Origin of the sequence: Flavobacterium sp. W21_SRS_FM6, from assembly GCF_052119645.1 — a bacterium.
GTDB lineage: Bacteria > Pseudomonadota > Gammaproteobacteria > Enterobacterales > Alteromonadaceae > Paraglaciecola.
In genome coordinates, this window is record NZ_JBGQOM010000002.1 from 258,948 (window position 1) to 274,446 (window position 15,499).

The 15,499-nt window shown below is 39.6% G+C and carries 13 protein-coding genes; 7 read left to right on the forward strand and 6 right to left on the reverse strand.

The window, feature by feature from the left end; all coding sequences use genetic code 11:
* Window positions 1-38 precede the first annotated feature (38 nt).
* Window positions 39-920, reverse strand: coding sequence for a hypothetical protein (locus ACEN2L_RS04375; RefSeq protein WP_441741995.1), 882 nt, complete (start codon window positions 918-920; stop codon window positions 39-41).
* Between the two features lie 723 nt (window positions 921-1,643).
* On the opposite strand from ACEN2L_RS04375, the gene ACEN2L_RS04380 reads away from it, so the two are divergent.
* On the forward strand, window positions 1,644-1,895 hold the full coding sequence (locus ACEN2L_RS04380) for a hypothetical protein (RefSeq protein ID WP_441741997.1): 252 nt from the start codon (window positions 1,644-1,646) through the stop codon (window positions 1,893-1,895).
* A gap of 344 nt (window positions 1,896-2,239) precedes the next feature.
* Here ACEN2L_RS04380 and ACEN2L_RS04385 read toward each other — a convergent pair whose 3' ends face one another.
* Both ACEN2L_RS04385 and ACEN2L_RS04390 read right to left on the reverse strand, forming a co-directional pair.
* Window positions 2,240-3,322, reverse strand: coding sequence for a 5-methylcytosine restriction system specificity protein McrC (locus ACEN2L_RS04385; protein ID WP_441741999.1), 1,083 nt, complete (start codon window positions 3,320-3,322; stop codon window positions 2,240-2,242).
* Window positions 3,323-3,325: 3 nt separating this feature from the next.
* Entirely contained in the window at window positions 3,326-5,704 is a 2,379-nt protein-coding gene (locus tag ACEN2L_RS04390; RefSeq protein ID WP_441742001.1) for an AAA family ATPase, read from the reverse strand.
* A gap of 582 nt (window positions 5,705-6,286) precedes the next feature.
* On the opposite strand from ACEN2L_RS04390, the gene ACEN2L_RS04395 reads away from it, so the two are divergent.
* From ACEN2L_RS04395 to ACEN2L_RS04420, 6 genes are all read left to right on the forward strand, one after another.
* Complete coding sequence (locus tag ACEN2L_RS04395; RefSeq protein ID WP_441742002.1) at window positions 6,287-6,589, forward strand: hypothetical protein; 303 nt, start codon at window positions 6,287-6,289, stop codon at window positions 6,587-6,589.
* A gap of 16 nt (window positions 6,590-6,605) precedes the next feature.
* Complete coding sequence (locus ACEN2L_RS04400) at window positions 6,606-7,862, forward strand: tyrosine-type recombinase/integrase (RefSeq protein WP_441742004.1); 1,257 nt, start codon at window positions 6,606-6,608, stop codon at window positions 7,860-7,862.
* 485 nt (window positions 7,863-8,347) lie between these two features.
* On the forward strand, window positions 8,348-8,896 hold the full coding sequence (locus ACEN2L_RS04405) for a hypothetical protein (RefSeq protein ID WP_441742006.1): 549 nt from the start codon (window positions 8,348-8,350) through the stop codon (window positions 8,894-8,896).
* Window positions 8,897-9,073: 177 nt separating this feature from the next.
* A complete protein-coding gene (locus ACEN2L_RS04410; protein WP_441742008.1) occupies window positions 9,074-10,648 on the forward strand; it encodes a transposase in 1,575 nt (524 codons plus the stop codon).
* A 226-nt stretch (window positions 10,649-10,874) separates the two neighbouring features.
* Window positions 10,875-11,204, forward strand: coding sequence for a hypothetical protein (locus ACEN2L_RS04415; protein WP_441742010.1), 330 nt, complete (start codon window positions 10,875-10,877; stop codon window positions 11,202-11,204).
* Between the two features lie 116 nt (window positions 11,205-11,320).
* Window positions 11,321-11,860, forward strand: a complete 540-nt coding sequence (locus ACEN2L_RS04420; RefSeq protein ID WP_441742012.1) for a hypothetical protein — start codon at window positions 11,321-11,323, stop codon at window positions 11,858-11,860.
* 324 nt (window positions 11,861-12,184) lie between these two features.
* On the opposite strand, the gene ACEN2L_RS04425 is transcribed toward ACEN2L_RS04420, so the two are convergent.
* From ACEN2L_RS04425 to apt, 3 genes are read right to left on the reverse strand one after another with little or no spacing between them, the layout of a single operon-like run.
* Window positions 12,185-12,511, reverse strand: a complete 327-nt coding sequence (locus ACEN2L_RS04425) for a YbaB/EbfC family nucleoid-associated protein (protein WP_306020014.1) — start codon at window positions 12,509-12,511, stop codon at window positions 12,185-12,187.
* Window positions 12,512-12,554: 43 nt separating this feature from the next.
* On the reverse strand, window positions 12,555-14,930 hold the full coding sequence (gene dnaX, locus ACEN2L_RS04430; protein WP_441742014.1) for a DNA polymerase III subunit gamma/tau: 2,376 nt from the start codon (window positions 14,928-14,930) through the stop codon (window positions 12,555-12,557).
* Window positions 14,931-14,939: 9 nt separating this feature from the next.
* The gene (apt, locus tag ACEN2L_RS04435; RefSeq protein ID WP_306022659.1) at window positions 14,940-15,476 is read right to left on the reverse strand and encodes an adenine phosphoribosyltransferase; all 537 of its coding nucleotides are present in this window, start codon (window positions 15,474-15,476) and stop codon (window positions 14,940-14,942) included.
* Window positions 15,477-15,499: the final 23 nt, after the last annotated feature.

The window sequence follows — 15,499 nt, forward strand, 5'->3', positions numbered from 1 at the left end:
TAAAAAAATGGCGCTCGATAATGAGCGCCACTTTGGTTTTAACGGTAGAACATTTCTGTTAATTCATCGCAATACTTTGTACGATAAACGATTGTTTGTTTGAGTAACTGAACGTCACTTACAGACATAAGTGGCTGTTTTGTTTTTGCGCTTCTCACTTCAGTCAATTCATCAAATAATTGAGTATGAAAACGCTTAATATCATCTAAAATTTTTTTAGATTGCGAAATCAGAAACACTTTTTCATAAAATCCGGCTTTAATTGCTTCAAGATATCGGAGTAAGATGGTGCTTCTTTGCGCTTTGGTCTTAAATGAGTTTTCTATCTCAACCGCAATAATATGATCACCTTCGCCTGTTTTTTCTACTATTAAACCGTCTACGATCCGAGTGTCTGCTCTAGTTAACTGTCTTTTAAATTCCCTTTCTGTCATAAACCCATTGTACCTAAATAGCTTTGGATCATGCCTCGCTGTCTCATGCATCAAGCGCATTAAAATGTGGGAGTTCATCAAATCATGCATTATTGAATTTTGGTTTACTCCAGCTTCCGGCGGGTTAAAGCGCCGAAAAGGTATCGAAATCCCAACCATTTGTTCAGCAAATTTGGCACCGTCGTTATCACAAATGTAGATGCGTCCATCTGTCGAACGATGAGTCTCAACGAGTATCAATAAGTTTCGTTTTACTAGCTTATTGAGATGCTCCAGTGACTGTCGCCTGGATATCTTGTAAAGATTAGCGATAACCGTTGGGGACGTAAGGCCAAATCGCGCTGCTAACAATACAGTTAAAATGAGTCTACTACGGCCAATTTCATTATTGTTATTGCCAAACTCACGTCGCATTAAAATTTTAAAGTAACGGTCATATGTAGAAGCCCAATCATTACTCATTAAAGTATTACTTTTACTCGTCATATACATTCCTATTTTTTGATTACAACTAATCAAAAATAGAAGCAGCGCTTGCGAAATATGTTCGTTTACCAACTCGCAAACTGTCGTTTTTTGTTTCTTGCGACTTAAACTCTTTTGTCGACACGTAATACGATAGTTTAATCGCTACAAAAAAAAGCATTAGGATATTCCTTTGGAATAGCCCAACAGTCTTAAAAGGCCCGTCATCTCTGATGTCACATTCGTGACGAGCTGACTTTACGTGTCTGTCGCCACTAGCCCTTCAAGCCAAATCGGCGCATACGAGCTTCGCCCGTACTACCCCCAAAATCGCCAGCGAGAACGACGTTTTTCAAACATGTCGTTTCAGCATTCGCTGACGCTTAATTTTCTTTCGAAAATAAAAGGTTTGCTGATAAGTTGTGCCAACTTTCCAACAAATTTTTGCGAAGGCAAAAACAATTCTGGGGGTAGTACGGGCAAGCCGCACGCGCCGGACTTCGTCGAACAAAACTTTGTTTTTTATCGACTACGCGAATTACTGGTTTGTTTCACAAACGTTATTTTTGCAGTTTGTCATGCTGACAACAACTGCGACAGTCACTTTCAGTAAAAAGCGAATCTAACCCAATCTTGGTTTCACAAAGCTTTAATAGATTACAAATCAAACAATCAAATAAAAAAGATTGCATTTGAAAACTCAATCATTAATGTAATTTTAAAGTCATCTACGAATAAAAAATAATGAGTGAAGTAATAGCGCATAGAGTTTTGCTAACACTATTGTCAGTCATTACAGCCTTTTGTTTGCCTTCATTTTTGCTTGCAAGCCTAGATAAATTAGAAGCCCAAAGCCTTATTTATGTATTTGTAAATATAGGCTTTTTTTGGAAAATTCACTTCGGGATTGTGAGATACGAAAAAGAGGTAGAACTTCGCGAATTTGAACGCTCTGGTTGGACTTTATTGAGTTATTCACTATTGAGATTTTATTAAAAAGTAGGAGTTGAAATGGAACAACTTTGGTTTTTATTACCGCTATTTGTATTTATTGTCGGTGGATTCTGGTTAGTCAAAAAGTTAAAACGCTAGCCACTTCAAACTATTTTTCTTTTGATATAAAACGCAACATAATTTTAGGTAAAAAGACATAGGTCGCTAGTAATACTGCTGAAATTAAGGCTATAGCTATCAAGGAATAGATCATTTTTATGTCCTCATTGCCAAGGAAGGCGAACTCATTAGTTAATTACTCCCATACAGTTAATTCTTTTGTAAGAGCAGTTTAATAAATTCGAGGCTCAATAGAAAATATATAAATCTAACTCCTAATAGAAATATTAAAGATCAGCAATGATGCTATTTAGCTCACGTTTAATGCTACCAGAGGATTGGCTTAAATCAACAGTACAGAATTTCAACTTGTGGCCCTGGATTAAAACCGATTCACGATGTGTTACCCCCATTGACGGATGTAACAACATCCCTTCGGACTTTAACGACAACAAATCTGATTGCTCTTCTTGCGAACGTAAATAGCTATATAATTGGTAAATGTAGTTACTCTTGTAGGACTCCCCGCCAAACTGAGCGCTTTGCGTGATTGAAGTAAACTTTGTATCAATAATTAATCGGCGGTTTTGAGTCTCATTTTCAAGCAAAATATCTAGTTTCATTCCTGGCAGTAAATTGGCAATATTTGAAGTCATATCTTCTATCTGCCAGGCGAGTTTTTTACCGCCTTTAACTGTCCATTCAGTCTCTAAATTTAGTGAATAAAAGCCATGTACTGCTTTTTCAAAAAGCCTTCTAACCCAATGTTCCTGTTTATCTGGACTAGGCAGCAATTGATGTCCCACCGACTCATTAATCAGGGCGAGATTTAGCATTAATTCAGCCGTTGCGACAACTTTTTTGTCCTCCAGTTCGTGTCGTGAAAAACGTTCATTTTGTGGTCTGTAAGCGCAAAAATGACCAACTGAAACACCTTGTCCAACATAGTCCGCCAGTAGCTTTTTTGCTTTGCTCTTCAGTACCGGATTTCTCACCACTTTTAGACTTTTATTGAGCGCATAGGCAACATATTGATTTCGAAGTGTATCCGATGAAAGCTCTTCAAATTCGCACGCGACCTTACCTTGTAACAACAACATCTTTCGAGTGGTTTCGAGAGAGTTAATTCTGCCCCTTACCCGAGTTAAATGAGCTTGTGTTTGCCGATATCCATGAGATAGTTGACGTCGCAATCGTTGCGATACCTGATTACATAAAACATCTGCAACCAGATCAGCCAAATGTTCATCCATATTTTCACTACCCACATAGCTTTGCGCCTGATATCGAAAATCTGACGCATACAACATAAGTAACCAAAGGTTTTGCAGCGGTATGCCTTGGCATGTGTTAACAGCGGGTATTCCCATGCTCTACATCACACGAATTAATTCATCAACATGCTTTTTAGCTGTCTCAGGGTCGTCATACCAATATTCATTTAATAACGGGGCAATTTCAGTTTTTACAACTTGTCGATACCACTTTTTCTCGTCTGAAACTTCATGCCCTTTTGCCGGTGTAAAAAAACTATGGCCGATCTGAAACTGGGCACCCAAGCGACTATCATCAGCAATAGCTTGATTGAGCTTATTCATTTGAAGTTGAATAATATTTAGGGATTCAACACTTATCGATTTTTTATCCCTGACCCAATTACGCCAAGTTTCTCCGTATAACGGGCTTAGGTTTACAAATGCAAATCGCCTACGTAAAGCCAAATCAACCAGTGCCAATGAACGGTCAGCAACGTTCATAGTGCCAATCACATATAAATTACTTGGGATATAGACCGGCTCATCGTCTTCTTTGGTATATGAAAGTTGCAGCGCTTCTTCTGGAGTGCGTTTGTCAGCTTCAAGTAAAGTTAACATTTCACCAAAAATTTGGGCTGGATTACCACGATTAATTTCTTCTATTACAACGACGTATTTTTTAGCCGGATATTTTTGCGCTAAATGCACCCATTCAAGAAATGGCCCATCGCAAAGTGTCAGTAGACCATTACCTGATGGTCGCCATCCACGAATAAAATCTTCATACGCCAAGTTAGGATGGAATTGCACAGCCTTTATTTGAGCAGGTTGTTTTTCACCTATTAACGCCATGGCAAGTCTTTTAGCGAGCCATGTTTTCCCAGTACCAGGCGGGCCTTGCAAAATCATATTTTTCTTGTCACGCAAAGTGCGCAAAATGCTATCCAGTTCCCCTATTTCAAGAAAACACCCATCGTTTTTTATATTGGAAAGATCATAAGCCTCTATTCGCTTTTCAACCATAACCGGAGTAGGTTCTTCGACAATTGAATCCTCACCATAACCAAGCCATCTATATTGCCCAGCGCTAACAAATTCTAGTTCACCCTCATCCCTTAAGCTTTGAGTAGTGCGATCAATAGACATGTCAGGAGTATTATTGTCTGGAAATAAGATGGCAAACTCTTCCAAATAATTTTCCTGAAACTCTTTTCGAGAAAAGTCAGGGCTTTGCTGTCTCAAACACAAATCACGAATTCGATCTAAGACCAAATTCCTCCATGAGCCTGAATTACTATGTTTTTTCTCATGTTTTAACTCCCGCGAAAAGGCATTTAAAGAAAGCTCAGGGAAAGAATGAACAGGGAAGGTATCTTCACTAAATCGGATGAGTAAGTTATCTCTGAGCGTAAGGAATTCCTCGCCCGTACAGGTGCGTTTAGGGCCAGTGCAATCTGGTTTGCAAGAAAGCGTCCCCAAATAGTCCATCGACTGATTTTCGAGTGTCGGATAAAACCAAGGGCGTATCCAGAAAAGGCCCATAGTAATATTCCACCTTATCCCTTTTTGCAAAGTCACCGTATCATACGCTTGGCAAAATTTTTCATTGGTCGTTAACTCGGTATCATCGGCGAACTGAATTGCTAGTTTAAACAATGCCCATAGGTTGTTTATGTCATGCTCCCCTCGCCCATCGTCTTTACCCCAAAAGAACCAAGACTTTTGGTTATTTAGCAAAGGAATCGCCTCAAAAGTCTCAGGTACAGCAACATCTATACTAAAAAATGTCGCCATATCAGCCGCAATTAGTCGTCTGTTTTCAGCAGTTTGTGAGCGGTTGAATATACCCATCAGAGTAAACGGATCTAATTGATCAAGTTCCTTACCCTGCATGTAGGATAAGTTATGTTTGGTCGCCAACTCATTGACAAACTTAATTAAACTTTCTTGTTGAAACTCAAAATCCACAAGTTTAGTTGCCATTGCTTCGTAAAATGCGGTCCATTTAAAGCGAATATCTTCCTCGGCAATATCACCAAAGCGCTCTCTCCAGAACGGATTATTACGAAACTTGTCAAGATCTTGCTGTTTTTCTTCAAAGGCGAAAGCAATTAAGCCATCCGTTTTCCAATCACCTGGCTGAATATGCCAAATAGTTCTCATATTCGTATAAAAATACCATTCACGAGGTTGGCTATAAGGTTTTTGCCACTCGACGTCCAAACGTTTACCATTTTTATAATTTTTCTGTACCCGACCAATCACCTTAATAGCCATGGTTGAAACCACGTTTCCACGTGTATTAAATGGAACCCCAGATTTTCGAATGTAAGCGGCTTTTATTGCAATTAAGTCACCAGGTTTAACGGCATTAACCTGCTCCACGTATTTATCGTCGTACCCGTTTTCCCACATACCTTCTGCAACAAAGCGTTGGGTCTGGTCAACATCATCCCAGCTAGCACCGACAAACCAATATGACTGAATTGTTTCCATCTATTTGTTCTCTATTTTTATGTTCGAATGGCTAAATAACGTCAAGAGATCCCTTACATTTCTGGTGTTTAAACTGAGACGTTAATTTTATCAATGGTGAAATTAGTATACCTAGATGAAGGTAAAAGAGTGAAATTAAACAATCCATCGATACTGAGAGTAAGTATTGAAACTTAAACCGAAATAATTAGATCAGCGCCGAAAATCAAACTGACTCAAGCAGTCCTTTAGCTCTTAAATGATAAATACACTACGACTTTTTTCGGTTCAATCACTTTTATGCCAAGACATATCTTCGATAAAAGATAAAGTTTTTGAAAAAAATATTCAATCTCGCCTTTAAATTTTGAAGGAATTTAGTTTGTGAACACAATCGAAGATTCCTTTTTATATATTATTTTTTCATTAAAATCAATACCTTAAATAGTTTTTTTGAAACTTCATTTTGCACTTCGGAGAATTTAAATTTCGTATAAAAAAATAAAAATAAGCCGGTTTTGAAAAATCGCTAAAATTTCTTGATTTGAATTTTTTTTTGTAACTTAAGGATGTCTTCTCTACTTAACTACACAGGAAATCGAAATGAAAGACTACAAACAAATGTTTTTGAAATTAGCAGATGTAATGACCGCAGCAGAAAAAATCGAAAATCTTGAGCAAAAGATTTTATTAATGGAAAAGTCTATCTCTGATCTGCGCAACTCAGATGAAGACAAGTGGATGAGCCTGAAAGAGGCCGCAGGTCGAGTAAATAAAACAACACGTGCTTTGTATCAAAGAATCAAAGATCCTAAAAATCTAATTCCAGAAAATAAAGCCTGGAAGCAAGAAAGACCAGGCGCGCAAATGAGAGTAAACCTTAAAGAATTACGCCCTTTCATCTAGTCGAGGACCATTTTATATGCGAGAGTCTTTTCACCCAAAATTATTAGATGCACTATCGAAAGCACGTGGTGTGCATTTACACAAAAACTTGTTGCGTTTGCAGTTTAAAGTGCCAGGTAAAACAGTGCCAATGAAACGATCATTGGGTTGGGAGCTAACTTTAGAAAACATTGATAGAGCAAGACTCAAACTCGCGAACATAAAGCAGGATATCGATAACTTCACTTACCAAAACGCGCCCGACGAATTTTGGCAAAAACACTTTCCGATCCATGCAATGCACAATGCGAGGATGACTTTACAAGACTGTTTTGATGAATACCGAGAAAAAAGAAAAAATCAGATAACTGACTCATTTCTGGGAAAATTAACAACTGTGGAGAATTGGCTCAGAGATGAAAAGATTCTAAAAAAATTCGTTGCAGAAATTACTAGAGAAGAACTCGACGAACTTAGAGCAGATAAAGTGACCGTTTGCAGAACGTCAACAGTGCACGACTATACGATAACGCTTAACCGGATTTTTAAATACGCACTAGAAAAATCGTACATTCGAATAAACCCGATTAAAAATCTTCTTCCACTTGAAGCTGACGATTGTGACATCGACGACGATTATACTATTGATCCATTCTCGAAATCTGAGTTAGAAAGATTGTTAGGAGTTGTACATATTCGCCAAACAAGACGTATGATTGAAATAGCTGCTTATACAGGCTTGCGACATGGTGAATTAAGTGCTCTAGCTTGGGAAGATATCGATTTAAAAAAAGGAATATTGTCAGTCAAACATAACCTAACACGAAAAGGTAATATCAAATCACCAAAAACAAAAACCAGTAAACGAGAGGTCTGGTTACTCCCCAATGTTATTAATGTTCTTCAGGAGCAAAAGCTAGAAACGTATGACAAACCGGCTCTACAAGAAACACTGCATTTCAAGAATCAAAAAAGTAAAACGGTATTTAGACGTCGTGTATTTTTGAGTCGGGGTGATCTTCCATATAAAAGACCAGAGATTACAACAACACCAAATCAATGGAGCAATTGGTTAAAAGAAGCGAAGTTAGCCCATCGGCCAGCCTATCAACTGCGCCATACCTATGCCTCTTTGATGTTAGAAAATAACGCAAAACTTAACTTTTTAGCCAAACAAATGGGCCACAAAGACTGGTCAATGATCACAAAAATTTACGGAAAAGTTATTAAGGATAATGAAGAATCGCAATTTGATGCGATTAGAAACAGCTTTAAACTGGAAAGCCAATACTAATTTTATTGGTGGCAATCCTAGGGGGAAATGTCTTAATAACTGCCAAGCAAGTTGGCACAATTACCATAAATATTTATTCATATATCATTATTCTGACGGCCACTATAGGGCCGTTAAGTGCCAAAAGCCGACCTTCGCTATTGGCATAGTCTGCATTATGAGTTCCGACCAAAGCGGACTATAGATTAAGTGACTGGTTAAATATTTCTTACTTAAATATGCTGTATAAAAAATTAGGTATAATGAAGTTTGGTGAATAATGCCAATATCGCTTCCTATTAAATAAATTTCCTAGGTCTCACTTTGTTTTTCCGATTATTGCTAAGTTATTAATTTAATTATGGAAAATATTTTGCGCATGGTTTTTAATAGGAAGGGGAAAAAGTCTCGTTAAAGTCAGGCTTCTTTTGCTTTTTAGAACTGCCGCAGTTTTAGCTTAATTGAAGTAAAAAATACTTAATAAAATCAGAAGGTAAGCACTGAAAATGACGAAAAGAACAATCAAATCGAGCAGCGACAAATGCGAAATGCTCGTTAATAAGCGTTATATGCAAAGGAGAGTTACGAGGTTATATATACTATTAGCCACTTTTCTTTTCATCGGTTGCTCTTCAGTTGTTACCAATGAACCATTTGTGACTGAACTTGCTAATTCATGTTTTGAGGTTAAGGAAGAATTCAATATATTTGCCATTGATCAAATTCCTTACGATTCCTACATTGTATCAACCAAAGAGAGTTTTGTTTTATCAACTTATTTTGAAGAAAGATATAAAATAGTTGCTAAGGTTCGTGTCAACGAGACAATAAAAATAACTGAAGTAATCCATTTTTCTGATGGAGCTAATGGGCACTGTTGGAAGGTGTTTTTTAGCACTATGAATTTTCCGAACGCAAGAATTGAGCTACCATCCTGTTGGTCTCATAGTTCCAGCTTGTGGATAAGCCCAGAAACCCCATCAGAAAGAGATAAAACAGGGGAAGATTTAAAGATTGACACAAAGTATCTAAAGCGTTTAAAACATTGTATATGACAAGCCAAGCCAGCGGTAATTTCACTAGCTCAAAAACGCTCATAAAATCCCCATATGTTAAGCGTTGAGGCTGTAGAAAAACCCTAAAATAGTTCAAAAAACCATCATTATTCACTTCCCACAGATCGTCGTTTGTGATCCAATAGGTATTATCAAGTAGGCACAGGAGCCTTGGTGATGCCACGTTTTATCCCACTCAATTATCAACAAAACTCAATGGTTATAATCAACTACCTCGACCAATTACAGCCAGGTACGTTTGAATATGCTATTCATCATTTGATTGATGAAAAATTGGACTTATCGGTGTTTTATCCGAAGTACCAAAATGATGCCACTGGCCGTCCTGCGTATGATCCCGCAGCCCTGTTAAAAATCATTTTGTTTGCCTATTCCAAAGGCATTACTTCAAGCCGCGAAATTGAGTGGTGCTGTGACACTAATGTGATATTTAAAGCCTTGTCGTGTGACTCTGTACCGCATTTTACAACCATTGCAGGCTTTGTGAGTGGTCGTAAAAAAGAGGTTGAAAGCGTCTTTGAGCAAGTGCTGTTGATATGTCATACCCAAGGTTTATTGGGCAATGAATTGTTTGCTATTGATGGATGTAAAATGTCATCAAATGCGTCCAAAGAATGGTCTGGCACATTTAAAGAGTTGGAAGAAAAACGCGATAAACTTAAACGCCAAATCCGCTATCAGATGGACCAGCATGAGAAGCTTGATAAGTGTGAGTCTGTGGATGAAGTACGCAAACAGCGCACCGCGCAAACTATCGATACCTTGAATAAAGCGCATGACAAAATAAATGCTTTTCTAAAGGAAGCTGACGCCGCACCACGGATGGGGACAGGTAAACGTCCACAAGAAGTGAAGAGTAATATTACCGATAATGAATCAGCCAAGATGACCACCAGTAAAGGCACTATTCAAGGCTATAACGGGGTGGCAGCGGTGGATAAAAAGCACCAAATTATCGTTGACGCCCAAGTGTTTGGTAGCGGCCCAGAGCAGCACACGTTGCAGCCCGTACTTGAAAGTATTCAAGCGCGGTTTAAGCGTTTAGCTATTAGCGAAGACATCTTAAAAGCGCAAACTATCATCACCGCAGACACGGGTTTTGCGAACGAAGCGAACAATGTATATCTGCATGACAATGACATTAATGCCTACATTCCTGACAACCAATTTAGAAGCCGTGACCCCAAGTTCAATGAGCAAAAGCAAAAATACGGTAAACGTCATCAAGATAATAAAGAGAGTAAGGTTGAGTTAATCCCTGCTAATGAATTTAATTTCGACCCCATTAACATGACCTGCGTTTGCCCAATGGGTGAAGCTATGTGGGAGACCTGGCGTCGCACTGAACCCTCTGGTGGCACACGAATAGGCTTTGAAGGCAAAATACGCGCCTGCCGAGGTTGTGAGAAAAAGCAGCAATGTTTACGTAACCCTGAATCACCCGATAAACCTAAAGGACATGGACGGATAGTATCGTTTTTAATTGATGACAAACCGCGACCGCCCAATTATACCGACTGGATGAGACTGCGCGTTGATAGTCCCAAGGGCAAACAAATTTACAGTCACCGCATGTCCGTGGTTGAACCTGTGTTCGGCAACATAGGGACCAACAAGAATCTCAAACGCTTCAGCCTGCGTGGCAAAAATAAGGTGCAAGGCCAGTGGTATTTGTTCTGCTTGATACACAATATTGAGAAACTCAAGAATTACGGACAGTTAGCGGCATAAAGCTAATATCACATGACGGTAAATACCGCTCTTTGAAGCCCCTAAAATCAGGCCATAACAAATACAAAATCGCCGAAAAGAAAATTATCCCAAAATCCCATCAATAAAATTGAAAAATCCTCATCTTCAAGGCAAAGTAGCAAAAGTTAAAAATGAAGAAGGGTAGTAGAAAATGCAATGTCAAAACCGACTTTTTCTACAGCCTCGTTATAAATCAGAGCGGTAAATGGATAGACAACAGAATTACACGATATGCTTACCTGATTGGGAAAGCTTGTTACCAAAGCTTTGCTCAATAATTGAAGCTTCGTATCAATCTGGTGATTTCGATTCGTTCGAAGATAAGTTTACGACATCAGGGAATGACGAATCTTATTGGTCGGTGTTTGGAAGCTCTGGGTGTGAGCTATCGATCAAACTAAAAAAGTATGAAGGCTATCTGTTTGGTACTTTAAGTGGAACTGGCAATGCATTTATTTCTGGGGCGTGTTTTTTATGGGATTCATATCTTGTACAAGGTGGTAATCCAGAAGCTCAGGAGAAACCGAGCAAGTGATTTATAACAAGGCAAGGCAATCTGACAGCTTACACTCCGTTTGTTTTTATGCGGAAAAAGCATCACATAAAAATAAACTCCACTGCAGCTACAGTTGCTTGGGGCGTTAGATTTCTATGAAATTACTCTCGCTTTTTACTTTAATTATATTTATTTCAGGATGTTCTAACATTTCTGAAGAAGAACGTCTGGCTGAAGAAAAATACTGGAAATATGTAGAGGACTACACCACCGCAATTAAAAAACCAACTCCCAGAATTATTAATGCTGGGGCCGTTTTTAACTTTGCCTACCTAAACACTAAAAAAGAAATAATTCGAACTATAACCGTAAGACTAACTAATGAGAAAGTTCGCACCTGTTCAATGGAGAATGCTCTCAAAATGGAAATTTTATCTGAGCAACCTGTCAGAAAACCTATATTTCCTGAATCAACTGAAATTGCGGCTTATTCGGTCTTAGGAAGCCGCTTTCATTTTGCGCTTAGGGCAAACATTTGCGATGGAGGAATGGATGTTCATGGTACAGTAGACGAGCTTGGCTTCGTGGGAGAGGAGGTAGTAGCTGGTTGGTTTTGCCCTGAGAAGGGTTCGTGTCCTGAGCCAGTTTATAACTTCGTATTAGGAACTCCGGTAAAACCTAACAAGCCGCTTTAGTTTAGTTGTTCGGCGCTCACTGGAACGTTAATGTCCGCTTTAGAGTGATAGCTCAATCGAACATCAAATATGCCCAACGGCGGCAATTCGCTCATTCCCGACAAACGAGTCACATAGGATGATTCGAATTCAAATGAAGTACAAATAACTAAATCGCTTAACAAAAAAGACCACTACATTGAGTGGTCTTTTTTGTTTTACTTAAACTTTGAATCAGAATCACGGTGGTTTCTCAGAAAGGTATGATTGTTATGAGATTTGTCCCCTTTATGTCCCACCCTTCAAGAAAATATTTTAACTATATGATTAATATATTCTTTTTTACTAAAAAGGCATCTTGAAGCCGGGAGGCATCTGCATACCACCGGTAACGGAAGCCATTTTTTCTTTTGTGGTTTCTTGCACTTTACGCACAGCATCATTGATTGCAGCAGCAACGAGATCTTCAATCATTTCTTTGTCGTCTTGCATCAAGCTCTCATCAATCTCTACTCGTCGAGCAGCATGGTTACAGGTCATGGTTACCTTTACTAAACCAGCACCTGATTGACCAGTGACTTCGATTGAAGCAAGTTCTTCTTGGCTCTTTTGCATGCGTTCTTGCATCTGCTGAGCCTGTTTCATCATGTTACCCATACCGCCTTTAAACATAATAATTCTCTCTTCTTAAATGAAATATTCAGCCTGTAAGGGCTTATTTTGCAACAATACTGTTGTTATCAACTCTAGCCGCAAACAACTCTTGCATGAATCTGATACTTGCATCATTGTTAATAACTTGTTCGGCGTATTCTTGTCGTAAGGTATTCACTTTTTGCTGTATGGCAAAAGGTGTATTAATGGGGTGGCCCAATTCAATTTCAAGCACTATGTCAGCGTTTAAAGCTGTTTTGAGCGCATTGCCTATTTGCTCCCTAGCTGAGGGAGTATCCAAGTGCTCTTTACTTGCTAACAGGGTTAATTTCACAGTATCAGCGTTTTTTTCAAAAGAAGAATGCAAAGCAAGCTGTTTGGTTAAAGCGGTAATTTGCATACTATCAATTAACTGACTCCATTCATCCACTTGAATGGCCGATATGACTTTTTGTTGATCTGCTAGAAAGAGCGGGATTTCAATTGTCACCTCGCCTAACTCGTCTAAGCCTAAATGACCATGAGCATCAAGGGCTTGGTAAGCTTCTACTACACTGTCTGTTTTTACATCTGAGCTTATTTCACTGGTAGTAATAGTGTGCTCTGGTTCTGTTTCTCTGGGGCGATCATCATCATCCCAAGGGGGCGCCACTTCATGGTTCACTGACACTGGCACTATAACGCCATTAAGCGGATTTTCGCTTATTTCAAGATTAACAGCAGTAGAACGTGGCTCAGTGTTTACTTCAACAGCCGCTGTAATACTCTTTAATTCTGTAAGGCTATCATTACTTTTCGGAAGGCGAATTGAGGCTAAATTAGGAACATCAGTCTTTACTGGCTTTTTTTCAGCCTGTGACTTTTCCTCCATAGCCGCCTGTGACTGCTGCAGCTTTTTACGCAAAGCAATCATTGTTTCAGTGGTGCTTAAAGAGGATTGAGGGCTTGACTGAGCTGCGTCAGGTGTGGCGACTTGCTCACTGTGTCCAAAGTATTCAGCCTGTTCAACAATGGTTTGTTGTTGAGCAAACAATTCTTGTTCATAGGCGCTGTCAGCTAAATTTTGTTGTTCTTCATCCATGCCGTAGTCGACGTGGGGGTAATCATCATTATGATCTGCTTCCACTTTAGCATGATGAGCCTCTGGATGAGTTTGGATACCTTGCTCAAGGTTTTTGTGTATTTCAGCTTGAGTATGTATATCAACCGCCTTTGGTTGCTCTGGCTCTGAGATTGTCTCAGGAGACGGTTGAGCAACTGTCACCTTTTTTTCAGGCGCAAGCGTTACATCAGGCTGACTTGTCAGAGCTTGTGTGCCCAGCGAATTGATGTCTTCAGGATTTAAACTGATATTATCTGGGCAAAAGGCTAGCATTCTAAGCAAGGTCATTTCTAAACCAGACCGAGCATCCGCAGCATGGGGTAAGTCTTTTTTGCCCAATAGCGCGATTTGATAAAGTAGTTGGATATGCTCTGGGGCAACACCTTTTGCAATTTGATAAATCGCACGAGCCGATATAGTTTCAAGTTTACAGGCGTCTGGAACGAGTTGGGTCAAAGCAACTTGATGCAACAGACTCATCAACTCAGCTAAGACCTGACTAAAATCAGCTGCTTGCATAGCCATTTTGTCAACCGATGCCATGACCTCATCACTGTGCTTTTGCAAGAGGGCATTAAGTAACTTGAGTACAACATTTTTGTCCATCAAGCCAAGCATATCCGTCACGATGGATAGACTAACAACCCCATTGCCTTGGGCTATGGCTTGGTCGGTTAAACTGAGTGCATCGCGCATACTGCCCTGTGCAGCCCGAGCTAACTGATTTAACGCTTCGCTTTCACTCTCAAGATGTTCTTGTTGCAGAATAAAGGCCAACTGCTGTGATATCTGACTGCGCGATAAGGCTTTTAGATTGAACTGCAAACAGCGAGATAATATCGTGACAGGTAACTTTTGTGGATCCGTCGTGGCCAGCAAAAATTTCACATGAGGAGGCGGCTCTTCTAGCGTTTTAAGCAAAGCATTAAAACTGTGTTTCGACAACATGTGAACTTCATCGATAAGGTACACCTTGTAGCGCCCTCTGCTTGGACGATACTGCACGTTATCTAATAACTCTCTAGTGTCTTCGACTTTAGTACGCGAGGCCGCATCGATCTCCAACATGTCGATGAAGTTGCCCTGCTCAATCTCTACACAGGTACTGCATTTTCCACATGGTGTTGCACTTAGACCTAATTCACAGTTTAAGCTTTTAGAAAAAATGCGCGCGATGGTAGTTTTGCCTACTCCTCGGGTGCCTGTAAACAAATAAGCGTGATGTAATCTATCGTTATCTAAGGCATTCGAAATAGCGGATACAACATGTTCTTGCCCAACTAATTCGGCAAAACTATTGGGACGCCATTTACGGGCTAATACCTGATAACTCATGCTTTTTTGTTACTCGCCTTCAAACTCACAAATTGAAAAACTGGTTACGCCGTTTTGTGTTAATTTTTGCTCACCACCAAGAGAGGGCAAAGAGATAACAAAACCAGCGTGCTCAACAATCCCCCCCAAACGACGGATTAAATTTGCCGTAGCGATCATTGTTCCACCCGTTGCCAGAAGATCATCTAACATCAAAACTTTTTCACCGGGCTTTACCGCATCTTGGTGAATTTCAAGAGAATCAGTACCGTATTCTAATTCGTAGCTTTCGCTGATCACGGCTCTCGGCAGTTTTCTAGGCTTGCGCACAGGAATAAACCCAATGCCAAGCTCAATCGCTAGAGGTGCGCCAAAAAGGAAACCTCGCGCTTCTGTACCAGCAACTTTATCGAATCCCATTGGTGCATAGTGTTTAACTAACAATGCAATGGTTTGCGAATAGGCGGTGTGGTCCTCTAATACTGAGGTGACATCACGGAACATTATCCCTGGTTTAGGATAATCAGGCACGGTCTTAATGACCGACTTTATATAAGCGGCGGACACGAATTTCCCCGTAGTAAGTAAAA

Excerpts from the sequence above, each read along its gene's own strand:
- ACEN2L_RS04405 (WP_441742006.1), top strand. The coding sequence starts at position 8,348 with ATGACGAAAAGAACAATCAAATCGAGCAGCGACAAATGCGAAATGCTC.
- ACEN2L_RS04380 (WP_441741997.1), top strand. The coding sequence starts at position 1,644 with ATGAGTGAAGTAATAGCGCATAGAGTTTTGCTAACACTATTGTCAGTC.
- ACEN2L_RS04375 (WP_441741995.1), bottom strand. The coding sequence starts at position 920 with ATGACGAGTAAAAGTAATACTTTAATGAGTAATGATTGGGCTTCTACA.
- ACEN2L_RS04385 (WP_441741999.1), bottom strand. The coding sequence starts at position 3,322 with ATGGGAATACCCGCTGTTAACACATGCCAAGGCATACCGCTGCAAAAC.
- ACEN2L_RS04410 (WP_441742008.1), top strand. The coding sequence starts at position 9,074 with ATGCCACGTTTTATCCCACTCAATTATCAACAAAACTCAATGGTTATA.
- ACEN2L_RS04390 (WP_441742001.1), bottom strand. The coding sequence starts at position 5,704 with ATGGAAACAATTCAGTCATATTGGTTTGTCGGTGCTAGCTGGGATGAT.
- ACEN2L_RS04425 (WP_306020014.1), bottom strand. The coding sequence starts at position 12,511 with ATGTTTAAAGGCGGTATGGGTAACATGATGAAACAGGCTCAGCAGATG.
- ACEN2L_RS04400 (WP_441742004.1), top strand. The coding sequence starts at position 6,606 with ATGCGAGAGTCTTTTCACCCAAAATTATTAGATGCACTATCGAAAGCA.
- ACEN2L_RS04415 (WP_441742010.1), top strand. The coding sequence starts at position 10,875 with ATGGATAGACAACAGAATTACACGATATGCTTACCTGATTGGGAAAGC.
- ACEN2L_RS04395 (WP_441742002.1), top strand. The coding sequence starts at position 6,287 with ATGAAAGACTACAAACAAATGTTTTTGAAATTAGCAGATGTAATGACC.
- ACEN2L_RS04420 (WP_441742012.1), top strand. The coding sequence starts at position 11,321 with ATGAAATTACTCTCGCTTTTTACTTTAATTATATTTATTTCAGGATGT.
- dnaX (WP_441742014.1), bottom strand. The coding sequence starts at position 14,930 with ATGAGTTATCAGGTATTAGCCCGTAAATGGCGTCCCAATAGTTTTGCC.